Consider the following 24603-nt stretch of genomic DNA (forward strand, 5'->3'; position numbering starts at 1 on the left):
CCGCACCCAGCCCGGGAGCCGCACCCGGCGCAGGCGGCATACGCGCGGGCTCCGTCCCGCCGCCGCGGCCGCTCGGCGACGCCGTCGGCCTGCCGTCCGCAGCCTGGCCTGCCCACCGGCCGTCGTGTCCCGTCGCCGTCACCGCGGTCACCTCTCCTTCTGCAGTACGGACAGCGCCGCGATCAGCCGGACCTGGTGGTCGGGGGTGACGTCGAGCGCGTCGAGCGGGGCGAGCCTGCGGTCCCGTTCCGCCTCCAGCGCCCGCTCCACGTAGGTACTCAGCAGGCGCCCGCCACGGTCCTGGAGGCCCAGGACCCCGTGCGCGCCGAGCGTCTCGGCGAGGGTCTCGCCCGCGGAACGGGCCCGGCGGCCGCCCAGCAGCGCCGTGACCAGCAGCGCCGCGACGGCCTCCGGGTCCGGGCCGCCGCCGCGCTCGGAGACGTGCAGCTCCCGCACCTCCTCCTCCGTCAGCTCCTCGACGTGGCGCCGCCAGCGGCGGGCCGCCACACCCATGCGTTCGCCCGCCGCCCGCGGCTCGCTCGGGGCGAGCCCGACGCGGGCGGCCGGCTCCCGTTCGGCACCGGCGGCGATCTCCTCGTCGGCGGCGGCGGCCGCGCCGCGCAGCAGGGTGGCGAGGGAGTCCGTGAGGGCGGTGAGCAGTTCGGCGGGGGTGCTGTCGGCGGGGTAGCCGTGCCAGTGGGTGAGCGCGCCGCCCGCGAGCGCCGCGCCCGCGGCAATCTCCTTCTGTACGCGCTCGATGGCGCCCTGGTACGCGTCCTCCACCCGCTGGACGAGCCGTACCGCGGCGGCGTGCTGCGCGGCGGCGGCCGCGGCCAGCGCGGGCATCCGGGAGCGCATCGAGGCCAGGACGCCGGCGGCGGTGCGCTGCGCGGCGGCGGCCCGGGTCTCGGGGTCCCGGGCGCACCGGATGAGCCAGTCGCGCAGCGCGGCGACGGCGGTGGCGGGCAGCAGTCCGCTGCCCCCGCCCGCGGATTCGGGCAGTTCGGGGATGGTGAAGCGGGGTACCTGGCCGAGTCCGGCGGCGGTGAGCAGCGCGCCGTACTGGCGGGAGACGTCGGCGGCGAACTGGTGCGGCACCCGGTCCAGAACGGTGACCATGGTGGCGTCGTACTCCTTGGCGGTACGCAGCAGGTGCCAGGGCACGGCGTCGGCGTAGCGGGTGGCCGTGGTGACCAGCACCCAGATGTCGGCGGCGCAGATGAGCTCGGCGGCCAGGTCGCGGTTGCGGGCGATGAGGGAGTCGATGTCGGGGGCGTCGAGGAGCGCGAGCCCGGGCTCCAGCGCCGGATCGCTCTCGATCCGCAGCTGGGCGCCCCCGTCGTCCGCCGTCTCGTCGTCCTCGAGGTAGGACTCCCGGTCGGCGTCGCCCTGCGGGGGCAACCACACGCGGGTGAGCTGCGGCAGGATGCGCTGCCCCGCGAACCAGGGGTGGTCGCCCGGGTGGCAGACCAGGACGGGCGTACGGGTGGTGGGCCGCAGCACCCCGGCCTCGGTGACCCGCCGCCCGACGAGTGAGTTGACGAGCGTGGACTTGCCCGCGCCGGTGGAGCCGCCGACAACGGCGAGCAGCGGCGCGTCGGGGTTGCGCAGGCGGGGCACGAGGTAGTCGTCGAGCTGGGCGAGGAGCTCGGCACGGCTTCGGCGGGCGCGGACGGCGCCGGGGAGAGGGAGCGGAAAACGTGCGGCGTCGACACTGCCGCGCAGTGCGGACAGCGTGTCGAGCAGTCGGGGCCGTACGTCCATGATCGCCACGGGTGCAGAATGCACAATTTTGTGGGCTTTTTGAAGCGTATGACCGGCCACACGCGGCGATGAGACCCGCCCGGATCACCCCAGACGGGGCACGGAACGGTGATCACGACGGAGACTCAGGCATAACGAGTACACAACACCCGCCTCCTGAGGCGTGAAAAACGATGCAGGATTCGTACCTGCCTGCGATTATCAGGACCGCTTCACCGAACCTCCACAACGTGCCACGGAGGTGAAGCAACCGGGACGAGGTGTACGGACCCCTATTCTTGTCCCCGGCAAGGTCACGGATCCGCCCGAAGCCCGGCCACCGGCACCACGGCCCCGCACGGTCGGAACCGCAGGCAACCGGGGCATCGTGCGGTCACGGCCACCACCACCGGCCCCCGTAGCTCAGTGGATAGAGCAGGCGCCTTCTAAGCGCTTGGCCGCAGGTTCGAGTCCTGCCGGGGGCGCTCTCTTATGGGCTGGTCAACAGCCCGGGCGACCGCCGCTCCCCGCTCCCCCAATCCGAGCGTGTCTGAAAGATCGCGTAAGTCCGTGATGTGGCAGGCTGGCCGAGGCTCAGCCCTGGGGCCTTGACCAGCCGGGACGGACAGACATGGCTGGCGAGGGCGGGCTGCTGACCCAGGTGACCCGGGCCGTGCTGGAGCGGGCCCTGGATGCCGTTCCGGATCGGTGGCTTCCAAGCCCGTCTACCTCGCCGTCGGCGTCGACATGGACGGCTGCAAGGACGTGCTCGGCCTGTGGGCCGGAGACGAGGGCGAAGGCGCCACCACCTGGATGACGGTGCTGTCCGAGCTGCGCAACCGCGGCATGGAGGACGTGTGCATCGTCGCCTGCGATGGACTCAAGGGCCTGCCGGAGGCGGTCACCTCGACCTGGCCCAAGGCCACGGTCCAGACCTGTGTGATCCACTTGATCCGCGCGTCGCTGCGGTTCGCCGCCAAGCAGCACCACGCCGCCGTGGCGTCGGCGCTCAAGGCCATCTACACGGCCCCGACCGAGCAGGCCGCCCAGCAGGCCCTCGAAGACTTCGCCGCAGGCGAGCTGGGCCAGCGCTACCCGGCGATCCGGCTCAACGCCAGGTGAGCCCCGAGGACTTACACAAAGTCACTGACACGTCCCGGGTGCCGCCCCGCAACCCAGCGGGGCAGCACCCGGCCATCTGTGCGCGGGTGGCCGATGGTTGCCTGACAGTAGCCAGGGCCCTCCCAGTTGTATGCCCTCCTAGCCAAACGCGATGCGGTCTCGCCGCGCCGGGTCCAGCATGGTGTCCGCCTGGTCAGCATTGCTGACCGTCGCCCCGCTCACATCATGGGCGGGCCATAGGTCGATGACGTACTGCTCCCGTGTCGGGCATTCTCGCCATGCCTGTCGGAACTGCTCAGCGCCCCATTCTTCGTCCACGCTGCGGTCGAGGCATGCGTCGTAGTAGTCGGCTGTCTCCTGCCGCCCGTTCCAGGACGCGAGTCCCTCGTAGAGACCGGGACAAGGCAGCGCCATCTCACCGGCCGGTCCGTAGGTGAACTGTTTGATCACCAGGGTTCCACTCGGTGAGTTCAGCGTGACGGGGACTGTTCCTTCTGCCGACGCGGGAGGGGGTTGGGATGTGTCCCAGACCCGGATGATCACTTCGACGTCGATGTCGCGCTGCAGGCTCTGCAGGTACAGCTGACGGCCGCTGCCGGCAACGACACGGCTGCGGGCGGCCTTGAGAGCTTCGTGGTCCTGTTCGACGGCGTCGGCGTCGGCGACCTCAACGGCCTCGTAGTCCGGTGTGGCGGGCGTGCGGTACTCAGTGATGAGGGCCATGGATCCTCCGGCGATGGGCGCTCACCGCACGATAGCCACATAGACCGGGCCGAGGGTGAGCGTCACTCGGGCCTCGGTGAAAACGGTGCCGAGGTACTTGCCCGCTACTGGGCCAGCGTAGTCGAAGCGTACGAGGGAGCGGTACGTGCCCACTTTGGAGTACGGGGTGGCGTTGGGTGAGTCGACCCTGAGATCCATGAACACCATGGCAGCGACCTTTTGTTGATTTCCTTGCTCGTACTGCGGCCCCTTGTCAGGGGAGGTGTAGGTCAACTTCCATGAGGGCTTGTTCTCCCAGGGAGTGAGACTTTCTTCGCGACTGGTCACGAGGTTCTGTGATCGAGACTCCCGGGTCGCTGGATGTTCCGTCGATTCCGGTGTTGAAGTTCTGCCCGATAGTCCACTTCTTGGGATCCTCGCTCCTGACGCAAGCGCTCGTCTGGCGAGGTCCGTTGGAGCGTAGGCTGCGGTTTGGTGCCCTTCGCGTGGGTGCGCAGGTAGGAGTCGAACGGGACGGGCTTGGGCAAGTCCTTCAGGTCCTTGGCCGGTACTGTGGCGGCGTCCACCCACTCGTAGGTGTTCTTCGCACTGCGGCTGGGGCTGGTGTCGGAGGGTGCTGCGACTGCGCACGCGGTTGCGGCAATGAGGGTGAGGACGCACGCGGCAGCTGCGGGCGAGCGGGACGAAGCCGACCCGGTGCGCGGCCAGGGCGGGGGCACATCGCCTGACGCCCGAGCCATGCGGCAAATGGGTGATTTACAACGCCTCACACTTGGCCATCAACGGGCCCGCGCCTTCGGCAGACGCGCCGATATCGCCATAATCAGGGCGCCTCCGGAGATAACAGGAGGTACGGTACGACCAGCTCTCGGTTGCGGCTCCTGCCGGGGGCGCTTCACCCGGGCGCGGAGCGGAAGGGTGTCACGTGCGGGCACTGGACATCGCGGGGGCGTGGATCACTGAGCCGAAGGTCTTCGGAGATCACCGGGGAACCTTCCACGAGTGGTTCCGCGCGGAACGGTTCCGCGAGTGCACGGGTCATGACCTGAGGGTCCTCCAGGCCAACTGCTCGGTGTCCCGGCGCGGGGTGCTGCGCGGGGTGCACTTCGCCGATGTGCCACCGGGTCAGGGGAAGTTCGTCACCTGTGTGCGGGGGGCGGTTCTGGACGTCGTCGTGGACATCCGACCGGGTTCGCCGACGTACCGGCGCTGGGTGGCGGAACGGCTCGACGACCGGACCCGGCGTGCCGTCTACGTCGCGGAGGGGCTGGGCCACGCCTTCATGGCGCTGTCCGACGACGCGACCGTGGTGTATCTGTGCTCGGAGGGGTACGCACCGGGGCGCGAGCACGGCATTCATCCGCTCGATCCCGACCTGGGCATCGACTGGCCGGCCGGGCTGGAACCGGTCCTGTCCGAGAAGGACGAGGGCGCCCCCTCGCTGGCCGAGGCCGAACGGGCCGGACTGCTGCCGTCCTTCGATCGATGCCTGGCGCACTACGAACAGCGCCTGGCTCAGTCAGAGGGTCGGTCGGGGGTTCAGTCAGGAGTTCAGTCGGGGGCTCGGTCAGAGCGGTCGTGAGACGGCGGGACGGTGCCCGGCGGCCGCTGCCGTTCGGCGGCGAGCAGGGCGGGGAACGCCTCGGCGAGCGCGGCCCGCCAATGCCGGATCGGTTCGAGCCCGGCGGCACGCCAAGCGGCGTGGCCCAGGACGCTGTGGGCAGGTCGGGGGGCGGGTCGGGCCAGGGCCCGGCTGGTGGTGGTCCGTACCCGCCCCGGGTCGGCGCCCAGCAGGCGGAACGTCTCCTGGGCCAGGCCGTGCCACGTGGTCGCGCCGCGGCTGGTGCCGTGGTAGACGCCGGGCGGCGCGGTGCCACGCAGGGCGCCGAGCCCGAGCCGTACCAGCAGGTCGGCGAGGTCGGCGGTCCAGGTGGGCTGGCCCCGCTGGTCGTCCACGACGTCGACGTGGTCGCGCTCGCGCTCCAGCCGGATCATCGTGCGGACGAAGTTGGGGCCGCCCGTGCCGTAGAGCCAGGCGGTGCGGACGACATAGCCGGCGTGCGGCAGACCCGCCAGCACGGCCTGCTCCCCGGCCAGCTTGGTGCGGCCGTAGGCGGTCCGGGGGCCGGGGCGGTCGTCCTCGGCGCGAGGGCGCTCCAGGGCGCCGGAGAAGACGTAGTCCGTGGAGAGGTGGAGCAGCCGGGCACCGGACTCGGCGCAGGCCGCGGTGAGATGGCGTGGGCCGTCGCCGTTGACGCGGGCGGCGGCGTCCTCGTGGGTCTCGGCATCGTCCACGGCGGTCCATGCGGCGCAGTTCACCACCACGTCGGGCCGGTGGGCGCGCAACGCGGCGCGGACGGCGCGGGCGTCGGTGATGTCGAGGTCGCGCCGGAGCAGCCCGGTGGCTGACGCACCGTCCAGCCGGGCGAGCCGGGCGCACACGTCCCGCCCGAGTATTCCGCCGGCCCCTGTCACCAGCCAGCGGACTACCATGCCCGTTCCCACCAGTGCCGGTTGTCGCGGTACCAGGCCACGGTCTCGGCCAGGCCGGTGGCGAAGTCCGTGCGCGGGCGGTACCCCAGCTCTTGCCGGATCTTCGTGCAGTCGAGGGAGTACCGCCGGTCGTGGCCCTTGCGGTCGGCGACCTGCTCGACCATCTCCCAGCCCGCTCCGCAGGCCGCCAGAAGCCGACCGGTCAGCTCCCGATTGGTCAGCTCGGTGCCTCCGCCGACGTTGTAGACCTCACCGGGGCGGCCCGCGGTGCGGACCAGTTCGATGGCGCGGACGTGGTCGTCGACGTGCAGCCACTCGCGGACGTTCAGCCCGTCGCCGTAGAGCGGCACCTTCAGTCCCCGGAGCAGCCGGGTGACGAAGAGCGGGATGAGCTTCTCCGGGTACTGGTGGTGTCCGTAGGTGTTGGAGCAGCGGGTGATCCTGACGTCCAGGCCGTGGGTGCGGTGGCAGGCGAGGGCGATCAGATCGGCGGCCGCCTTGGAGGCGGCATAGGGCGAGTTGGGCAGGAGGGGCGCGGTCTCCGTCCAGGAGCCCGCGGCGAGGGAGCCGTAGACCTCGTCGGTGGAGACCTGGACGAAGGTCCGCACGCCCGCCCGCAGGGCGGCGTCCAGCAGGGTGTGGGTACCGAGGACATTGGTCGTCATGAAGTCCCCGGCGCCGGCGATGGACCGGTCGACATGGGATTCCGCGGCGAAGTTGACCACGTACCGGTGATGACCCATCAGCTCTTCGACGAGCCCGGCGTCGCAGATGTCCCCGGTGACGACGGTGCAGGCGGGATGGTCCCGGACCGCCGCCAGATTGGCCGGGTTGCCGGCGTAGGTCATCTTGTCCAGCACGGTGACGCGGGGTGCGCCGGCCGCGCCGCCGGACTCGAAGCTGGGCTCGAAGCCGGACCCGGCGCCGAGCAGGGTGCGCACATAGTGGGAACCGATGAACCCGGCCGCTCCGGTGACGAGGATCGCCTCGGCGGTCACGAGTGGATCCTGGCGGTCATGAGTGGCCCCCCTGGATGTCATGAGCAGATCCTGGCCGTGCTGTGGTCTCCGAGGACGAACCGGTGGGCGCGCGGCGTCGTCGACGCCGGGGCGACGTCGACGCTGCGTCCGATGAGGGACGCCTCGATCCGCCGGACACCGCGGATGGAGGAGCCCCGGAGCACGATGGAGAACTCGATCTCGCTGTCCTGGACGCGGCAGTCCTCGGCGACCGCGGTGGACGGGCCGATGTAGGAGTCGGCGACGACCGTGCCGCGGCCGATGATCGCCGGACCGACGATGCGGGACCCGCGGATGCGAGCGCCCTCGGCGATGGACACCCGGCCGATGATCTCGCTGCCGCCGTCGACGGATCCGTCGGCGCGCGGCTCGACGGTCTCCAGCACGGCGCGGTTGACCTCCAGCATGTCCGCGACGTTGCCGGTGTCCTTCCAATAGCCGGAGATCACCGTGGAGCGTACGTCCCTGCCGTTGTCCATCAGCCACTGAAGGGCGTCGGTGATCTCCAGCTCGCCGCGCCGGGACGGCCGGATGGCCCGTACGGCGGCATGCACCGCGGGGGTGAAGAGGTAGACCCCGACCAGTGCCAGGTCGCTCTTGGGCCGGGCCGGCTTCTCCTCCAGGCGGACGACCCTGCCGGAGCCGTCCAGTTCGGCCACTCCGAAGGCGGTGGGGTCGGTCACGGCGGTGAGGAGGATCTGGGCGTCCGGGCGTTGCCGGCGGAAGGCGTCGACGAGGCCGGTGATGCCCCCGATGATGAAGTTGTCGCCCAGATACATCACGAAGTCGTCGTCCCCGAGGAAGTCCCGGGCGATGAGCACGGCGTGGGCGAGCCCCAGCGGGGCGTGCTGGGGGATGTAGGTGACGTCGAGGCCGAACGCCGATCCGTCCCCGACGGCCTGCCGGATCTCCTGGCAGGTGCCGCCGACGACGATGCCGACCTCGGTGATTCCGGCGTCGGCGATGGCTTCGAGACCGTAGAAGAGCACCGGTTTGTTGGCGACCGGGACCAGTTGCTTGGCGGACGTGTGGGTGATCGGCCGGAGCCGTACGCCCGCACCTCCGGCCAGCACAAGAGCCTTCACGGCGGTGATCATATGGGCGGCCTGCCGCCACCGGAATCATCGGCTCGTCTTCGGCGAGCCTTCGGGTGGGCGCGCGGGCCCACCGCGGTGTGGGCACGCGAGCCCGCCACGGTGTGGGCGCGCGGGCCGCCCCCCTCGATGGCAGTATGTATTTTTGTGAGCACGGACAGTCACCTGGGCGGTTTCGCCGTCCGCACCTTGTCGGATCGCCATGAGCGGCTCCTGAACCATGCGGAACACGTCCTCATCGGCCTGAGCCCGTTCAACGGCTACTACAAGCCGCGGCTCATCCGGGACCTGGTGGCCTGGGGCCACCACCACTTCGCCCGCGCGGACGTGTTCGTCCCCGGCTGGGAGGCGGCCCATACGCTGACCGGCGCCGGAGTGAGTCCACGCGACGCGGTACACCGCTCCCGCCGGGCGGCCAAGCAGCTCCGCAACGCCGCCGTCGACGCGCTGCGGTCCTGCGGCGCCGACGAACCGCATCTGCGCGTCCACACCTCCACGACGCTCGCCAACCGGTGGGCGTACACCCGGCTGCACGACCGGGTCCGCACGGAGTACGCGCGCGATCCGGTGCTCCGCGCCGCCTGCCGGGAGACCGCCCGCGACGCCCTGCGCACGTACTGCACCGAGCCGCCGTCCGAGCGGCAGATCGACCTCGCCGTCAGCTATCCCCTCGCCGAGCTCCCGCTGTTCCTCGACAGCCCGGGGATCTTCGCGACGGAGTCGTCGGTCGTCGTCTACCACCGCGAGATGAAGCCCTTCACCCCGCTGATCCTGGGTCGGTCCCCGGCCGTGCGGCCGGTCGCGGGCCAGGGCTTCGCGGTCGTCACGCACATATCGTCGGCCACCCCTGGAAGGAGCGATGGATGAGTCACGTCGACGACTTCAGCCCGCCGCTCGGCTACCCCTTCGCGCTGGGCCGGTACGGCACCCCGCCCCCGGTCCTCGCCTGGGCGCGCAAGCACCACCCCGTGTGCCCGGTGATCCTGCCCAGCGGCCGACAGGTCTGGATGCTCACCCGGAAGGACGACATCAACCGCCTGCTCACCGACCCGGTCTTCTCCCGCGACCTGGTCTACCCCGGCGCGCCGCGCTTCGTCGGCGAGGACTTCACCGCCGTAGCCGGCGGCATCTTCAATCTGGACGGCGCCGACCATGCCCGGATCCGCCATGTCCTGGCGCCGCACTTCACACGTTCGGCGGCGTCCCGGCGCGCGGAGATGATCGCCCGTCACGCGGAGGGCCTGCTGGACGCCATGGAGGCCGGGCCGAACCCCGCCGATCTCGTCGAGGCGTACGCGGCTCCGCTGCCGCTCAGGGTGAGCTGCGAGATCCTCGGCATCCCCCTCCAGCAGCGGGCCGCCTACCTGGACGCCTTCCGCACCCAGACCAGCCTGGTCGTCACCGCCGAGACGGTCGCCGCCGCGACGGCCGCGACGCTGGATCTCACCGAGCAGGTCATCAAGGGCAAACAGGCGGACGGCGACCACAACGGGCCCCTCGGGGCGCTGGTCCGGGCCGAGGCCGAAGGGGTCATCAGCGACGAGGAGTTGCACGGCACCGTCAGCTACCTCCTCGTCACCGGGTCCGAGCCGCTGGTGCCGCCGCTGGCCACCGGGGCGGTGACCCTGATGCGTCACCGCAACCAGCTGAGCGCCTGCGTCGCCGAGGAGGAGTTGTGGCCGCGAGCGGTGGACGAGGTGCTGCGCTACCACCACAACGGAGTCCTCGGCCTGCCCCGGGTGGCCACCGAGGAGGTCACCCTGCACGGTGTGCGCATCGCACCGGGCGACGGGGTCTGCGCGCCGATGCTCGGCGCCACCTGGGACCCCAGGCACTACCGGCACCCGGAGAAATTCGACATCCACCGCACCGGGGACATGTCGGCGACCTTCGGCGCCGGACCGCACTTCTGCCTGGGAGCCGCGTTCGTACGGGTCTTTCTGACCACCGCCTACGCGGCCCTCTTCCGGCGCTTCCCCGACCTGTTCCTGGCCGTGCCCGAGGACGACCTGCCCTGGCAGATCGACATTCAGCTGATCCGGCCGGCCAGGGTGCCGGTCTGCTGGTGACACGCCCGCAGGGCCGCCGTGCCGCCGCGCCCGTACGCTCAGGACACCGCCGCGGCGAGCCGCCGGACGAACGCGTCCGGTCCCGGCATGGCGGCGATCTCCTCCCGCACCTCGGCGCACGCCCGGCGGATCTCCGCGTCGCCCAGCGCCCGCTCCACGGCCCCGCGCAGCTCGGCCACCCCGGGGCGGGTCTTCTCCAGGGCCGTGCCGACTCCGCGGCGGAGTACCGCCTGCGCGTTGACCGGCTGATCCGCGGCCTGGGGCAGCACCACTTGGGGGATGCCGAGGGCGAGCGCGGTGAACGTGCTGCCCGAGCCCCCGTGATGGACGACCGCGGCGCAGTCCGGCAGGACCGCGGTGAGCGGAACCCAGCCGACCTGCCGGACGCCGTGGGGAAGGGGACGCCCTGTCGACGCCGCGGAGGAGCCGGTGGCGAGGACGACCTCGGCGTCGAAGCCGGCCAGCGCCGCCAGCGTGGTGGCCAGGGTCTCGTCCATGCCCAGCTCCGGGAGAACCGATCCCCAGGTCACGCAGATCCGCGGGCGCCGCGGGCGGGCGAGCAGCCGGTCAGGCACCACTCCACCGCCGTTGCACGGCACGAACCTCAGCGGCGCACCGGGCTCGGCGCCGGGCGGGCGCAGACTCGGCGGGCAGACGTCGGCGGTGAGTACGGGCGGGGCGGGCGGGTCCGGCAGCAGTGCGGAGAGGTCGGGGTAGGGCATGCCGATGCCGATGTGGACGGCGGGGACGCCCGCCTGGTCGGCCGCGGACTGTCCGCCGCCGATGAAGGAGGTGAACACCAGCAGGTCCGGGGCCCAGTCACGGATGGCCCGCAGAATCCCGTCGGTCATCCGCCGGCCCACATCCAGCATTTCGGAGACGACCCCGTCCTTGCCGTTCCCGCCGCCGTCCCTGTCGGCCCCGCCCCCGTCTCCGTCGACCCCGGCCTTGTCGCTCCCGTCCCCGTCCTGGCCACCGTCCGGCTCCGGAGGACGGGTGAACCGCTGCCAGGCGGTCGACAGGTCGTGCGCCTCCGGCCGGGCGGCCATTCCGCGCTCGGCGAGGCGGCGGTAGGCGTGGGCGGCGGTACCGTCCGAGACCTCCACGGCGGCCAGTCCCAGCCGGGTCGCCATGTCCAGGCTCGGGCCGGTCGCCGCCACCCGCACCTCATGGCCCGCGGACTGCGCCGCCCATGCCGTCGGCACGGCGGGCAGCAGATGGCCGACTCCGGGTGCTGCCACGAAAAGGACGCGCACGGCGGGCTCCCCTGCGGTGGTGCGCGGCGGTGCCGCGCTGGCCGACCGATGGCGAACCGGTCGGCGGGGTCGGTACGGCGGAGCGGTGCGTTCGGCCGGGCAGGTGAGACGAACCGGCTGGACAGCGCGGGCCGCCGTGACGGCGATCACGACTATACGGACGAGGTGCGGGCCGGCAACGCAGCCGCACCCCCGACCCGGGGAATTTCACCGTGACGTCGACGACCCCGCCGAGTGAGCGCATGCCGTCCCTGACCGGATTGCGGTTCGTCGCCGCCTTCGGGGTCTTCGTCTGCCACGCGGCGTTCCTCAGCCCGCGGATGCAGGGCCGGTCATGGACGCCGACCGAACTGCTGGGCCCGGTCGCGGTGTCACTCTTCTTCATCCTCAGTGGTTTCGTGCTCACCCGGTTCCGCCGCCCCGGGGACACGGCACGCGCCTTCTGGCGCCGACGGGTCGTCAAGATCTACCCGAACCATCTGACCGCCTGGGCGCTGTTCATGATCTATTTCCTGAGCATCGGCGTGGCGGTGCGGCAGTCCGGCTCGGTCCTGGCGCTGGTGCCGGGCGTGCTGTTGGTGCACACCTGGCTGCCGAAGTACAACCTGATCGGCAGCGGAAACATCGTCGCCTGGTCGCTGGCGTGCGAGGTCTTCTTCTATCTGCTGTTCCCGCTGCTGCTGGCCCTGGTCCGCAGGATCCCGCCACGGCGGCTGGCGGCCGCCGCGGTCTGCATGGCGGCGGCCGTGTGGACCGTACCGGTGGTCTCCTACGCGCTGGGCGGCGCGCTGCTGCCCGGATTCCCCTGGCCGGTGCCGCGGAACCAGCTGTGGTTCGCCTACTTCCTGCCGCTCTGCCGCCTCCCGGAGTTCGTCCTCGGCATCATCCTGGCGATCGGTATGCGGTCCGATGACCGCAAACGGCGGATCGGTGTGGGGGCCTCGGCCGCACTGCTGCTCGCCTCACTGGCCCTCGGCGCGACCCTGCTGCCGCCGGTCTTCCTTTTCGCCGCCGTCGGGGTGGTGCCGCTGACGCTGCTGATCCGGGCCACCGCGGCGCTGGATCTGCGCGGGGCCCGGTCGCCGTTGCGGACTCCGGTGATGGTCTTCCTCGGCGAGATCTCGTACGCCTTCTACCTGGTCCATGCCCTGGCGCTGCTGGTGGTCTACGAGATCACCGGTGACGCCTGGGCCGGGCTCGCCACGGGGGTGCTGGGGCTGCCCGTGGCGCTGCTCATGGCCTGGCTGCTGTACACCCTGGTGGAGCGGCCCTGCATGCGACGCTTCGCACGGCGGCGGAGACCCGCGCCCGGGTCTGCGCCCGCGCAGGCCGCGGCGGGTGCCGAGAAGCCCGAGAGGGCGGCGTGAATCGCGGAACCGGGCGCGCCGAAACCCGGAACTGCCCTACGGCCGGTGGACCGCCCAGGTTTTCGGCGTCTCCGAGACCTTCACGGTGCTGAGTTCGGGCAGTTCGTCATGCCAGGTGTCGTAGATCCATTTGGCGAGGTTCTCGGCGGTCGGTGCATACCCCCCCCGACCGCTTCGTTCAGGTGCCGGTGGTCGAGCGTCGCGTCGACCCATAATCGGTCAGCCGGTCCCGGTCTCTCCGCCCCCGGCGCCGCGGTCGTGGAGCAGGGCGCGGTTCAGGGGCACCTCGGTCAGGAACCGCGCCCGCAGGGCGGCGTCGTCGATACTGTCCGCCTTGCGCAGTACCTCGGTACGGGCCCTGTCCAGCAGGCTGCGCGCCTCGCTCCCCGGGTTCGCGGCCTGAAGGGCCCGGGCCGCGTGATACAGCACGTCTTCCGTGCGCAGAGCGGGCATGTCCCCGTGCTCGGCGAGCAGGGCGAGGGCCTGGCGGGCGTCGCGGGCGGCCGGATCCGTCGCGCCGTCGTGCAGATGGATCCGGCTGCGCAGGACGTATCCGGCGATCTCGCTGCGCACCATGCCGCTGTCTCGGGTGTCGACGAGGGTGTCCTCGCACAGCCGCCGGGCGAGGTTCCTGTCGCGGTCGGTCTCCAGGAGCACCTCCGCGTACAGATTGCGGACGATCGGCACCAGGTTGACCAGCCAGGTGCGCTGGGTCTCCAGCCAGGCGTCCCGCGCGCGCTCGACCGCCTCGACGTGGCGGGCCGGGTCGCGGGCGAGCAGCGTGGCCAGGAGGGCGTTGTTGTAGGCGTGCCAGCCGCTGTCGCCGCCACGCTCCTCCTCGAAGTCCAGCGCCTCGCGGAGCACCGTGCCCGCTTCCTCCCACGAACCCGTGGCGAGGTGGAGCTGGGCGAGGTAGTTCAGCGCTATGGGCAGTTCGGCGCGGAGGGTCTCGCCGCGCAGCCGGTCGGTGCAGCGCAGCAGCCTCTGCCGGGCTTCGCCGAGCCGGCCCGCGTCGAAGAGGTTGACCCCGATCTGCATCTCGTTGAGATTGCGGGCGTGCTGCAGTACGGGGTTTCCCGCCTCGCCGAGCCGCGGGTCGGAGGCGTAGAGCCGCTCGGCGTCATGCAGCACCCGCAGACCGGCGCGCAGGTCGCGCTTGGGCAGTTGCCGTCCGTACTCGACCATCGCCACGAAGAGCGCCTGGCGGCCCGGCTCGCCGCACTCCCGGGCACGCTCCACCGCCTCTTCGAGCTTGGCGAGGGAGGGCTGGACGCCATGGACGGCCAGCAGGGTCTTGCCGCGCAGCAGGGTCGTGCGGGCGATGAGCAGCCGGTCTCCGAGACGGTGCGCCGCCTGTTCCGCCTCGGCGGCCAGGGCGTCGATTCCCTCGCTCTCCCGCTCGCCCGCGCTTCCCTTCCAGCGCACCTCGGTCATGCTGAGCAGCAGCTCGATGGCCTCCACCAGGCGGCGGTCGCGATCCGGATGGCCGTCGGGCAGCTGCCGGGTGGACTCGATGGCCGTCCGGCAGTGCTGCTCGGCCTGGGCGAAGGAGAGATCCTCCACCGCCACGGACCGGGCCAGACCGTAGTGGGCGGCGGCGGCCTGCGCGGCGTACGCGGTTCCGGCCTGCAGGAAGTGATCGGCGATCAGGGCACGCAGCTCCAGCGGGGCGGTGCCCGCGTCGGCTCCCGGCACGCGGGGGAGCGCTTCGGCGATGTCCGCGTGCCGCTGCCGGCGGGCGCCTTCCGTCTGTTCACCGCGGATCCCCCGCTGCAGGACCCGGTGCTCGAAGTCGTACCAGTCGGTGCCCAGACCGGCCGCCCACTCGGGGACCTCGTCCCGGCGCCGGCAGCGGATCAGGCCGTGCTCGCGCTCGATACGGTGCAGCAGGTCCTGGACCTGGATCCGGGGTGACGCGGACACCTCGGCGAGTGTGTGCGAGAAGAAGAACTCCCCCATCGTGGCGCCGGTCACCAGGAGTTCGCGCGCCATTGGGTCCAGCTGCCGGAAGCGCTCCAGTACGGCTGCGGGAAGGTTCCCGGGCAGCGGAACCCGGGCTCCGTCTCCGGGGCGCCACAGCCTCAGACACTGTTCGACGAAGACCGGATGCCCGCCTGTCGCCCCCGTCAGCCGGACGGCGAAGTTCTCGGGAGCCGGGTGCCCCTGAAGCCTGGCGTCGACCAGTTGTCGGACTGCCCAGGCGGGCAGCGGCGGCAGCCTGTGCCGGGACACCAGTCCGGCGTGATCCCGCTGCCAGGCGTCCAGCAACTGCTCCACCGCCCTGCCGTTGCCCTCGGCCGTGGCGTACAGGCCGAGCCCGAGCACCAGGCCGAGCGGCTCCTGTCCGATCCGGGGCAGCAGCAGGTGCAGGAACTCCAGGGTCGACACATCACACAGCTGGATGTCGTCCACCACCAGGAGCAGGGGCCTGTCTGCCCGCGCCTGCCGGAGCAGCACGTCGATCAGCTGCCGGGTCACGGTGCTCTCCACGGGCAGGAGACTGTCACCCGGGATGGACCCGGTGGCCACGGTGGCCTCAGCGAAGACCCGGCCCGCCGCGACCATCGCGCCGAGCCCTGGCACCGCGGCGGACAGCACGTCGGGGGCGGCGGCCAGCGCACCGCGGGTCGCCGTGCGCCTCCAGCCGGCCAGCCGCCTGCGGCCCGGCGCCGGACGGTCCAGCGCGTGGAGGGCGTCCAGGACGGGTCCGTACGGTCGCCGGGCGCCGATGCCGGGCGTGGCCCGCACCAGCACCACCCGGCAGGGACACTCCGCCGCCCGCTCCTGTGCGCCGGGCCCGGCGGCCTGCGCGCGGCGGCCGAACTCCCCCAGCAGGGACGACTTGCCCATGCCCGAGTCGCCCTCGACCACCAGCACACCCGAGCGTCCTTCGGCCAGGTCGCTCGCCGCGCGCTCGAGCCTGGCCAGGCTGTCCTCTCGATCGACGAAGACCGCCGTCACACCACGCCCCCGTTCACCTCGCCGTCACCCGCGCCTGGGCGCCAACTCGGTGCAGCCTACGGCGCGTCACCCCGCGAAGCGGGCAGTGATCCACAACTGGCCGAAACCGTACGTCGCAGCGGGACACCGCCACCCCGGGGGCGTTGTCGGCCGGCCGTCTCAGTGGCCCAGCCGTTCCAGGGCCTGTTCCGGGTAGCGTTCGCCCGCCACCGCCGCCTCGGGCACGGCCTGGCGCAGCAGGTCGCGGTCGGCCTGGGACAGGGTCAGGGCTACGGCAGCGGCGTTCTCCTGGAGGTAGCGGCGGCGCTTGGTGCCGGGGATGGGCACGATGTCCTCGCCCTGGGCGAGCAGCCAGGCCAGCGCGGCCTGGGCCGGCGAGCAACCGATCCGCTCGGCGACGTCCCGTACGGCCTGTACGAGCGCCAGGTTGCGCTGGATGTTCTCGTCGGCGAACCGGGGCCAGCGTCGGCGGTTGTCCTGCGGGGCCAGGTCGTCGCGGGAGGAGAGCGCTCCGGTGAGCATTCCGCGCCCGAGCGGGGAGTAGGCCACGACGGCGATGCCCAGTTCCCGGCAGGTGGCGAGCAGTTCGCCCTCCACCACGCCGCGGGTGAACAGGGAGTACTCCACCTGGATCGCGCTGACCGGGTGGACGGCATGGGCCTTGCGCAGCGTGGCGGGACTGACCTCGCTCAGTCCGATGTGGCGGACCAGTCCGGCCGCCACCAGCTGGGACATGGCCCCGACCGTCTCCTCGATGGGCGTGGCGGGGTTGCGGCGATGGGCGTAGTACAGGTCGATGTGCTCGACGCCCAAGCGGCGCAGTGAGGCCCGGCAGGCGAGGGGAACGTAGTCGGCGGAGGTGTCGACGTCGCCGACCCGGCCCGTCGCCGCGTCGTGGCGGAGCCCGAACTTGGTCGCCACGACCATCCGGTCCCGCTCGTGGGCGTGCCGGCGCAGCCAGCGGCCCACCAACTCCTCGTTGCCGCCCTGGCCGTAGGCGTCGGCGGTGTCCAGCAGGGTCACGCCCATCTCGAGGGCGCGGTCCAGCGTGAGCTGGGACTCCTCCTCGTCCGGAACGCCGTAGGCGATCGACATGCCCATGCAGCCCAGGCCGATCGCGGACACCTCGGGGCCGTGCTCGCCCAGCTTGCGGTACTTCATCGAACCTTCCTCTCAGTGGAGCGAAGAGCGGTGTAGGCGCGGGCGACGTGCAGCAGCCACGCGACTTCCTCGGCGTAGCCCGGCTCGGCTTGTTCGGTGCGGCCCGGCTCGGCTTGTTTGGTGTAGCCCGGCTCGGCTTGTTCGGTGCAGCCCCTCGTGGCGGCCTCCGGGCCGGGCACCGTGGACGTCCGGACCGGCGGACGGTCGTCGTCCTTCGCGCGCAGCGCCGACGCCAGCGATCTGGCCTGCACCATGGCGTGCAGCCGGTCGCCCGACAGCCCTGCCTCCGCGGCCGCCTTCCGAGCGCCGGCGGCCACGTCCGGGTCCATGTACGGGCGGAGCGCGAGCAGACCGTCCTGGATCTCGATGACCCTGCGGTAGAGGCGGTAGCTGATGTCGCCGGGCAGGAAGCGGGCGAGGCGGCCGGCGTGGCGCGGGTTGAGCGCGATGTCCGGAACGGCCGCGTACAGCGCGGTCCACAGGGGATGCAGCCGCTGGTAGGTGACGAAGTTGCGGACCCGGCGCCGCCGCTCGGAGAGGCCCGGTCCCCAGGAGGGCATGGTGAGCCCTGCCACCAGGAAGAGAATGCCGGTCCCGTTGGCGACCGGCGTCAGCAGTTCCCATTCCAGCGGGTCCAGTCCGCACTGCACCGCGATCAGCGAGGCCAGGCGGTTGAGGCAGTAGACGAGGCACGCGCTCGCGCCGATCGCCGTGCTGTACAGGCCCCTTCGCAGCCACTGCCGCCCGGCCACCCGCCCGTACCGCCGGCACAGCCGGATGATCTCGATCATCCCGGCACCGAACGCGCTGACGTACAGCAGCAGATAGGCGGCCACCAGCGGGCGGTGCGCGTTCTGCAGCAGATAGTGCGCGCTGCGCTGCTGCGCGCCCGCTCCCGCCGCCGCCCACAGGGTGAGCATGGCGACCGCGCACAGGGCCGCGATGAGCAGCCGGACGACGGCGCGCCGCCGGGCGGTCTCGGGCGGGTACACCCAGTAGACGATCGCCGTGAGGAAGGCGGCGCTGGACGCGACGCCGCCGAAGAGGTGGATGCCGAGCGCTCCGAGGTCGGCCACTCCCAGGCGGGCGTCCACGGCCTGCGCGACGGAGGGCGTGGAGAGCGTGAAGGAGATCCCCTTGCAGAAGAACGCGACGAGCAGCGCGAGCAGTGCCGGATCGTTTCTCTGGTGGCGCAGGTCGCGCAGCTTGTAGAGCAGGGCGAGTACGCAGAGGACGGCGCACGCGGGGAAGACGACGGCCTTCACACCGGTCATGAGACGTCCGGGTTGAGCCCAGAGTTGAGCCCCGGGTTGAGCCCAGGGTTGAGCCCCGGATTGAGCGAGCTCTCGATACGCGCGACCGTCTCGGCGTCAGCGGACGGAACGCTCCACACCGACTCCACCGGAGGCCGGGTGACGCGTTCGAGGATGAGGGAGGCGACGGTCTCCGCCTCCTGTTCCTCCTCGCAGGAGTAGCTGGTGCGGCCCAGCATCTCCCGCACCCGCCGTGGGTCCAGATTCGGCAGCAGACGCCGCATCACCGCCGTGTCGAATCCCGCCGAGTCGCGGTGGTCGCACAGCATGTGCGCGAGCTCATGGGCGATGATGTGGTCCCGGTGCAGACGGCTGGTGTCCGCCTCGACGATGATCACGTCGAAGGTGTCCGTCGCCAGCCACATGCCGCAGGGGGCCTTCGCGCCCAGAGGGAGCGATACGAGCTGGATCGGGCGGCCCCGGTCCGTGCTGAGTCGCTCCATCAGCGCGGCGATATCGCATCCGTCGGGCAGATCCAGGCGTGCCAGCACTGCTTCCGAAGCCCGTCGGAGGTTCTTGAGGTCCTTCTTCAGGTCCTTCTTACGGGGCTGCTTGTGCGCCCTGGAGGTCAAGGCCACGGCCGACGTCTGCTCCTTCCCCGGCGTCCCGGAGTCCCGAAGGCCGTCGTCGACGACCGTGCCCCAAGGTACGCGATGGAGGCGTCAAGGCGGCCCCGGCCTCATGCCCTCCAGGGCCGCCTCGCCACCCGGCCGCTGACCTCCCGTTTCCGTCAGACGGGCGGGACCGTGAGGAGAGGGTGGTAGTGGCCCTCGGGAAAGGGCTCGCCGACAGGGCGGCCCTCGGCCTCGACCCAGGCGTGGGCGGTGAAGGGATTGACACGGACGCCGGTGCGCCAGGTGGGCCACGTTCCCCGTGCGCGGCACAGCAGGGCGATGGCGATGGAACGCTGCAGGCAGGCCTGGCCGGCGCAGCGGAGGCTTACGGAGATCACGGCCTGCCGGGCGGCGCTCGTCTCCGCGAAGGTGGCGCTGGTGGCGCCGCGACGCGTGAGTTCGAGGACCTTGCGGAGGCGGACCGGGGGAAGTGTGGCGAGGACGCGGGCGACGGCCACGGCGCACAGGGGAAGGAGGCGCCGGTGGAGGGGAAGGCGGCGCCGCTCGGTCAGGGCGGCGGGAGTGCTCATGACGGCTTCCTCAGCAGCCGGGCGGAGGCCAGTCCCTCGATCAGGCGCGTCACGTCGCGGTGAGCCGCGTCGGTGTCGATCCGGTGACGGGCGGCGAGTTCAGCGGCGATGCGCTCGGCGGGCCAGCCTTCGGTCAGGCGGCGCAGCACCTGGACGCCGGTGCGGTTGAGTTGCCAGTAGCGACCGGTGCGCTGATGGAGAAGTACCGCGCCGTCGTCAGTTTCGGCGAGGGAGACCTCCGGGTCCAGGGCAGGCACGGCGGGGGGCGGGGTCAGAGGCATCAGTTCTCCCACGGGATGCGGATCGAACGGGCGGCACGGAGCCAGGTCTCGCAGCCGAGCAGCTGCTCGAGCGCGATGTCCCTGGTCAGATCCGCCTGAGGGGCGAGGAGCCGGGCGCGGAGCACGTCCCGGTCGATCAGGCCCAGTTCGGCGAGGGCCGAATCGGCGAACATGTCCAGGAGGGCGGGAAGGTTGCGTCGTCGGCCGACGCGCAGGTCCTGGCTGAAGTCGCCCTTGGTCGTCCGGCTCAGGATCAGGTCCGGGACGAGGCCGGTCATGGACTCGGCCAGCAGGGGTTTGTAGCGCCAGGGGGTGGCGCGCTCGTGCAGCGTCACGGAGAGGGCGGCTTCCACGACGTGATCGTCGAGGAAGGGCTGGTGCAGCCGGACCCCGTGTGCCGCGAAGATCCGAGCCAGTTGGCGGTAGGCCGGCGCGGTGGTGCGCAGCGCCATCAGGGTCTGGTGCTGTCCCCGGTCCGCCGCGAGCGGGCCGTGCTCTCCCGCCGCCCTGTGCAGGGCGGCCCGGGTGGCCTCCAGGGACTTCCCGGTGACCCAGGGCTGGGCGTGGACGGGGAGCACGCCCCAGCCGATCGGGGGCACCCGGTCACGGGACGGGGGTGTGGTGAGCCGGTCCGCCTGCGCGTGCCACCAGGCGGCGGTGGTGTCAGCGGCCAGCAGCTGCGCCAGGGTCGCCGCCAACGGCCAGCGTCTGAGGGCGCGGTGACCGCGCAGATGCTGGATCGCCGTCAGCGGGCGGCGGCGCATCAGCCGGTGCAGATAGCCGGGGAAGCCGGTGAAGAGCTCGTCCCCGCCGTGTCCGGCGAGATGCCGCCATGACCCGTGCTCGGCGAGGATCTCGGCGGTGCGGCGCATACGGGCGAGGCTGCGGGTGAAGAGGTACGGCTGCTCGGCGTCGGACCGCGCCGCCGGGTCCGCGAAGATCTCCGGAAGCCGGCTTTGCGGTACGACCAGGTGGTGGGCCCGGTCGAGCGCCTGCGCCGCGTGCCGCGCGTAGAGGGCGTCGTCGTTGCCGGCTTCCGCCTCCTCCCATCGGAAGGTGAGCAGGGCGGGGTCGTGGCGGGCGGCGAGGAAGCACAGCGTCGTCGAGTCCATGCCCCCGGACAGGTCCGTGCTCAACCCGCCTTCCGATGTGCGGGCGCCGCCTCCCGATGTGCGGGCTCCGGCCATGGCGGAGAGCAGGGCGTCCCGTACCCCGGCCGCGCCGGGCGCGAGGGGCTGCCGCGGCGCCGGTGGGTCCCAGCGCTTGGCCTCGTGTGTCCGGTCACCATCGATGATCAGAGTGTGGTCGGGCGGGACCGCCGACACCCCGGTCCACATGCTCCGTTCGCTGAGCGGCGGGGGGAGCGCGCCGCCGCACGCGACGCGGGCGGCCAGCGCCTGTTCGTCCACGGACGCCGCTGTCAGGCCCGCCAGCAGATCGGCTCGGTCCGCGGCGACGGGCAGGCCGTCCAGCCGGGTGTGGAAGACCTGGCGCAACCCGGTGAGGGTGCCCTGGATCCTGAGCCGGCCGTGCGCCCACAGGACGAGGTGGAAACTGCCCGGCAGCGCGCGGGCCACGACGTCGGCGTCCGCGATCGTGCGCACCTGACGGGTCAGTTCCGCCAGCCGGGCGGCGGTGACCGGGCAGAACCCGATCACCGCCGCCCTCACCGGTCCCGCGTCCGCCTGCACCAGCTCGTCCGAGGGCCAACTGCCCACGATCCACGGCCGCCCCGACCGGTGTGACACCACGCATGGCGCCCGGACGGGCAGGAGGGATGCCTCCGGCAGGTCAGGCAGGACGAGGAAACCGGTGGTCATTCACTTCATCCCCAGCCCTGCTCACCGAGGACGTCGGTGTAGCGGCTGCCGAATCCGAGCGTGTCCTCGGAGAAGTCGCCCACCTCCAGCAGCATCGGGGGCTCGTAGATCTCCGTCTCAGCGGGCTTGGCAGTGGAATCGCGGTCGGCCATCTCTGTTCCTTCCTTTCGTCACACGTGCATTCCCTTCGCCGGCCGCTCCGTCGTACACGGAACGCCCGGCGTTTCCTGGCCCGCGTACTTCATCGCGATCAAGCCCGGTCAGCGAACGGGACCGGCAGCAAGCTGCCACCTGGGGAGGGGCGAACGGTGGGAGCCCGGTCGGTGCCGCGGCCGGTGTCGTGTGCGGCGTCGGGGAAGCGGTGGCACCTTCCTGCCAGAATGTATGGCCCACGGTTTGCTTTTCCTTTAACGTCCCGTCTCATGGTCTCCTTCGCAAAACCCGCGCACAGGGACTCACTGACGACGGACCTCGCCCTCGGCGATCCTGATCTCGAGGCCCGTCTCGCCCACGGTCTGGAAGCGTCCGAGAGCCGGCTGCGAGGCTGTGCCGCCGAGCTCCGGGACCCTTATGCCGCACAGGCCGCGGGACGTCTCGTCCAGGCGGATGGAACGCGGCTTCACCCGCTGCTGGCGCTGATCGGCGCGGAGTTCAGCGACTGCGACACCGAAAGCGCGGTCAAGGCCGCGGTACTGGCAGGGCTGTTGCATGGCACGTCGCCCTTCCACGACTACGTGATGGCCGGGGCCGGTACCTGGCCCGGCGCCGGGGCCCGTGGACCGCGCGTGCCCCACGCCCGTGCACGGGGCGAGGGCACGGTGCGCGCGTGCGCCGGCGACCGCCTGCTGAGGAAGGCCGCCTCGGTGGCGGCCGAACTCGGACCCGAGGTGGTGCGGTTGCAGGCCCGGATGGCCGACCGGCTGGCGGTGAGCCAGATGCGGGAGCTGGTGGGGCCGATGGACGGCGAGGACCCGCTGGCGCACTACACGGAGGTGACGGCCGGGAAGTCCGCGGCGCTGGCCTCGATGGCGCTGCAGCTGTGCGCGGTACGGGCGGGCGCGACCGGCTCCGGTACGCGCGCCGCGCTGGCGGCGTACGGGGAGCAGCTCGGCATCGCGCTCCGGATGTCCGACGACCTCGTCGACGGGGCCGTGGGGATGCCGGCCGGGGGTGCCGGGGTCGCCGGCCTTCCGGCCGTGATCGCGCTTGCGGACCGGCGCCGGGAGACCGAGGAGCTCCGTACTCTGCTGTCGGCTCCGCCGGGTACGGCCGGGTCGGGCGGGCCGACGGGGCCGACGGGGCGGGCCGACTCGGGCGGGCAGACCGGGCCTCGGGACGTCGCCCGGATCTCGGACCTGCTCCACAGCACGGGGGCGGTGGCCGAGGCGCGGGCGATGACGTACGCGCGGCTGGCGCGGGCTCGGGCGGCCCTGGAGGGCCTGCCGGAGGGGCCCGCTACCGCTGCCCTGCACGCGCTGTGCGACCTCGTGGGCCGCCGCGACCACTGAGGCCGCCGACGGCGCGACCACTGAGGTCATCTGGCCCGGCCATTGAGGTCGCCTGGCGCGGCCACCGAGATCGTCTGGTGCGGCCCCTTGGCCCGCCCCGCGGTCGGGGCGGGTGGCGGCGCCGGGCCAGGGCGCCTGCGGGCCGCGGCCAGGGGTGCCGTATGGACCGGTGTGTACGGCATTGCGGGGATCCGGCTACGGGACCGGGCCGTCGTGAGGGCCGGCCTCCGGGGGCGGAGCTCCGGCTGGAATCCGCCCGGACCCGGGCGGATCCGGGCGGATCCGGGGTCCGGCGCGGGACCGCTTATTGTCGAGGGCATCACCACCGCCGTCGAGGACCTCGTCTTCGCCATGCCAGGGAGCCCTGCAGTGACTGTCACCGAGCACCCGTCGGCCACCGCCCCGGCGGCCGCACCGCGCGAGCTGCGCACCGCCATGCTGGCGCGCGTGGAGGAGCGGCTGACCGGGTTCCTCGCCGAGGAGCGGCGGGCCTGGGCCGGGCTGAACCCCGACGCGGTGGAGCTCGTGGACATCATCGCGGACATGGTCACCAGCGGCGGAAAGCGGTTGCGGCCGTCCTTCTGCGTCACCGCGTATCTCGCGGCGGGCGGTGATCCCCGGTCGGCGGAGGCGGTCGACGCGGCCGCGGCCCTGGAGCTGCTGCACACCTCCGCGCTGCTGCACGACGACGTCTTCGACGCCTCCGAGCTGCGCCGAGGCGAGCCGACCGCGCACATACGGCAGGCCGCGCTGCACCGCGAGCGCGGCTGGCACGGCGACGGGCAGCGCTACGGCGAGAGCGTGGCCGTGCTCGCCGGTGATCTCGCCCTGGTGTACGCGGAGCGGCTGATGTCGTCGTGCTCGGCGGAGGGCCGCCGGACGTGGGGCGAGCTGTGCACCGAGCTGATGGTGGGACAGTTCCTGGATGTCCGCGCCGCCGCCCGGTTCCGGCCGGACGCGGGCCTGGCCCGCTGGATCGCGCTGTTCAAGTCCGGGCGCTACACCGTCTCCCGCCCGCTGGCGGTCGGCGGGAGCCTGGCGCAGGCGCCCGCGGAGCTGCTGGCGGCGTTCGAGGAGTACGGCCTGGCGCTGGGCGAGGCGTTCCAGCTGCGGGACGACCTGCTGGACGCGTTCGGCAGCAGCGAGGTCACGGGCAAGCCGGCCCGGCTGGACTTCAAGCAGCACAAGATGACGCTGCTGATGTCGTTCGCGCTGAGCGACGAGCCCGAGGTGCGCGCCCTGGTCGGCGACGACCTCCCGGGCACCGACCCCGATGCCCTGCACGCCCTGCTCATCCGTACGGGGATACGGGACCGGGTGGAAGCGGTCATCGAGGAGCGGCTGAAGGTGGCGAAGGAGGCGGTGAGCGCGGCGCTGCCGGAGGGGTGGGCGGCGGAGCTGCACGCGATGGCGGAGGCCGCGGTCTATCGCGACCGGTAGCGCGCGCCGCCGCGCCCACCGCCCGCCCGCGCCCGGACGCGGGCACCGCCCGGCCAGGCGCGGCACCGCTCCTCGTCCGGCCCGAGCCC

The 24603-nt window shown here is 72.3% G+C and carries 23 protein-coding genes and 1 tRNA gene; 8 read left to right on the forward strand and 16 right to left on the reverse strand.

From position 1 onward, the window contains the following. Window positions 1–147: 147 nt before the first annotated feature. Window positions 148–1764, reverse strand: coding sequence for a dynamin family protein (locus Q3Y56_RS10945; RefSeq protein ID WP_304465549.1), 1617 nt, complete (start codon window positions 1762–1764; stop codon window positions 148–150). Window positions 1765–2155: 391 nt separating this feature from the next. Here Q3Y56_RS10945 and Q3Y56_RS10950 point away from each other — a divergent pair. Both Q3Y56_RS10950 and Q3Y56_RS10955 read left to right on the forward strand, forming a co-directional pair. Next, window positions 2156–2228: transfer RNA gene (locus Q3Y56_RS10950), tRNA-Arg, on the forward strand. 223 nt (window positions 2229–2451) lie between these two features. Beyond that, window positions 2452–2865 carry a transposase gene (locus Q3Y56_RS10955; protein WP_304461760.1) on the forward strand — a complete coding sequence of 138 codons (414 nt, stop codon included), beginning with the start codon at window positions 2452–2454 and terminating at the stop codon, window positions 2863–2865. A gap of 138 nt (window positions 2866–3003) precedes the next feature. On the opposite strand, the gene Q3Y56_RS10960 is transcribed toward Q3Y56_RS10955, so the two are convergent. Together Q3Y56_RS10960 and Q3Y56_RS10965 are read right to left on the reverse strand one after the other, a co-directional pair. Further along, window positions 3004–3588, reverse strand: coding sequence for a hypothetical protein (locus tag Q3Y56_RS10960; protein ID WP_304461761.1), 585 nt, complete (start codon window positions 3586–3588; stop codon window positions 3004–3006). 21 nt (window positions 3589–3609) lie between these two features. Beyond that, the gene (locus tag Q3Y56_RS10965) at window positions 3610–3915 is read right to left on the reverse strand and encodes a hypothetical protein (protein ID WP_304461762.1); all 306 of its coding nucleotides are present in this window, start codon (window positions 3913–3915) and stop codon (window positions 3610–3612) included. Window positions 3916–4513: 598 nt separating this feature from the next. On the opposite strand from Q3Y56_RS10965, the gene rfbC reads away from it, so the two are divergent. Beyond that, a complete protein-coding gene (gene rfbC / locus Q3Y56_RS10970; RefSeq protein ID WP_304461763.1) occupies window positions 4514–5170 on the forward strand; it encodes a dTDP-4-dehydrorhamnose 3,5-epimerase in 657 nt (218 codons plus the stop codon). On the opposite strand, the gene rfbD is transcribed toward rfbC, so the two are convergent. From rfbD to Q3Y56_RS10985, 3 genes are read right to left on the reverse strand one after another with little or no spacing between them, the layout of a single operon-like run. Beyond that, a complete protein-coding gene (rfbD, locus tag Q3Y56_RS10975; RefSeq protein ID WP_304461764.1) occupies window positions 5140–6081 on the reverse strand; it encodes a dTDP-4-dehydrorhamnose reductase in 942 nt (313 codons plus the stop codon). The two genes, rfbC and rfbD, sit on opposite strands and share 31 nt — an antisense overlap. After that, a complete protein-coding gene (gene rfbB / locus Q3Y56_RS10980) occupies window positions 6075–7079 on the reverse strand; it encodes a dTDP-glucose 4,6-dehydratase (protein ID WP_304461765.1) in 1005 nt (334 codons plus the stop codon). The genes rfbD and rfbB overlap by 7 nt, the downstream gene beginning before the upstream one ends. A 38-nt stretch (window positions 7080–7117) precedes the next feature. Further along, complete coding sequence (locus Q3Y56_RS10985; RefSeq protein WP_304461766.1) at window positions 7118–8185, reverse strand: glucose-1-phosphate thymidylyltransferase; 1068 nt, start codon at window positions 8183–8185, stop codon at window positions 7118–7120. Window positions 8186–8341: 156 nt separating this feature from the next. Between Q3Y56_RS10985 and Q3Y56_RS10990 the strand changes: the two genes are divergently transcribed. Together Q3Y56_RS10990 and Q3Y56_RS10995 are read left to right on the forward strand one after the other, a co-directional pair. After that, a complete protein-coding gene (locus Q3Y56_RS10990) occupies window positions 8342–9061 on the forward strand; it encodes a tRNA-dependent cyclodipeptide synthase (protein ID WP_304461767.1) in 720 nt (239 codons plus the stop codon). Further along, window positions 9058–10263 (forward strand): cytochrome P450, encoded by a 1206-nt coding sequence (locus tag Q3Y56_RS10995; protein ID WP_304461768.1) that lies wholly within the window; start codon window positions 9058–9060, stop codon window positions 10261–10263. The genes Q3Y56_RS10990 and Q3Y56_RS10995 overlap by 4 nt, the downstream gene beginning before the upstream one ends. A gap of 38 nt (window positions 10264–10301) precedes the next feature. Here the strand turns inward: Q3Y56_RS10995 and Q3Y56_RS11000 are convergent, their stop codons facing one another. After that, window positions 10302–11519, reverse strand: coding sequence for a glycosyltransferase (locus Q3Y56_RS11000; protein WP_304461769.1), 1218 nt, complete (start codon window positions 11517–11519; stop codon window positions 10302–10304). 212 nt (window positions 11520–11731) lie between these two features. Between Q3Y56_RS11000 and Q3Y56_RS11005 the strand changes: the two genes are divergently transcribed. Further along, a complete protein-coding gene (locus tag Q3Y56_RS11005) occupies window positions 11732–12886 on the forward strand; it encodes an acyltransferase (protein ID WP_304461770.1) in 1155 nt (384 codons plus the stop codon). Window positions 12887–12922: 36 nt separating this feature from the next. On the opposite strand, the gene Q3Y56_RS11010 is transcribed toward Q3Y56_RS11005, so the two are convergent. The 9 genes from Q3Y56_RS11010 to Q3Y56_RS11050 form a co-directional block, all read right to left on the reverse strand. Continuing rightward, window positions 12923–13099: a 6-carboxytetrahydropterin synthase gene (locus Q3Y56_RS11010; protein WP_304461771.1), complete on the reverse strand. Its 177-nt coding sequence runs from the start codon at window positions 13097–13099 to the stop codon at window positions 12923–12925. Window positions 13100–13105: 6 nt separating this feature from the next. Continuing rightward, window positions 13106–15847 (reverse strand): AAA family ATPase, encoded by a 2742-nt coding sequence (locus Q3Y56_RS11015; RefSeq protein ID WP_304461772.1) that lies wholly within the window; start codon window positions 15845–15847, stop codon window positions 13106–13108. 159 nt (window positions 15848–16006) lie between these two features. Continuing rightward, window positions 16007–17008, reverse strand: coding sequence for an aldo/keto reductase (locus Q3Y56_RS11020; RefSeq protein WP_304461773.1), 1002 nt, complete (start codon window positions 17006–17008; stop codon window positions 16007–16009). Further along, window positions 17005–18282 carry an MAB_1171c family putative transporter gene (locus Q3Y56_RS11025; RefSeq protein ID WP_304461774.1) on the reverse strand — a complete coding sequence of 426 codons (1278 nt, stop codon included), beginning with the start codon at window positions 18280–18282 and terminating at the stop codon, window positions 17005–17007. Before Q3Y56_RS11025 ends, Q3Y56_RS11020 begins: the two co-directional genes overlap by 4 nt. Then, window positions 18279–18899 carry a toxin gene (locus tag Q3Y56_RS11030; protein ID WP_304461775.1) on the reverse strand — a complete coding sequence of 207 codons (621 nt, stop codon included), beginning with the start codon at window positions 18897–18899 and terminating at the stop codon, window positions 18279–18281. The genes Q3Y56_RS11025 and Q3Y56_RS11030 overlap by 4 nt, the downstream gene beginning before the upstream one ends. A gap of 152 nt (window positions 18900–19051) precedes the next feature. Continuing rightward, on the reverse strand, window positions 19052–19465 hold the full coding sequence (locus Q3Y56_RS11035; protein WP_304461776.1) for a lasso peptide biosynthesis B2 protein: 414 nt from the start codon (window positions 19463–19465) through the stop codon (window positions 19052–19054). After that, the gene (locus tag Q3Y56_RS11040) at window positions 19462–19746 is read right to left on the reverse strand and encodes a lasso peptide biosynthesis PqqD family chaperone (protein ID WP_304461777.1); all 285 of its coding nucleotides are present in this window, start codon (window positions 19744–19746) and stop codon (window positions 19462–19464) included. Before Q3Y56_RS11040 ends, Q3Y56_RS11035 begins: the two co-directional genes overlap by 4 nt. Next, complete coding sequence (locus Q3Y56_RS11045) at window positions 19746–21566, reverse strand: asparagine synthase-related protein (protein WP_304461778.1); 1821 nt, start codon at window positions 21564–21566, stop codon at window positions 19746–19748. The genes Q3Y56_RS11040 and Q3Y56_RS11045 overlap by 1 nt, the downstream gene beginning before the upstream one ends. 5 nt (window positions 21567–21571) lie before the next feature. Continuing rightward, window positions 21572–21718, reverse strand: a complete 147-nt coding sequence (locus Q3Y56_RS11050) for a lasso RiPP family leader peptide-containing protein (RefSeq protein WP_304461779.1) — start codon at window positions 21716–21718, stop codon at window positions 21572–21574. Between the two features lie 270 nt (window positions 21719–21988). Here Q3Y56_RS11050 and Q3Y56_RS11055 point away from each other — a divergent pair, with 270 nt between their 5' ends. Then, entirely contained in the window at window positions 21989–23074 is a 1086-nt protein-coding gene (locus Q3Y56_RS11055) for a polyprenyl synthetase family protein (protein ID WP_304461780.1), read from the forward strand. Window positions 23075–23443: 369 nt separating this feature from the next. Beyond that, a complete protein-coding gene (locus tag Q3Y56_RS11060) occupies window positions 23444–24514 on the forward strand; it encodes a polyprenyl synthetase family protein (protein ID WP_304461781.1) in 1071 nt (356 codons plus the stop codon). Window positions 24515–24603 lie beyond the last annotated feature (89 nt).

Origin of the sequence: Streptomyces sp. XD-27, from assembly GCF_030553055.1 — a bacterium.
Lineage (GTDB): Bacteria > Actinomycetota > Actinomycetes > Streptomycetales > Streptomycetaceae > Streptomyces.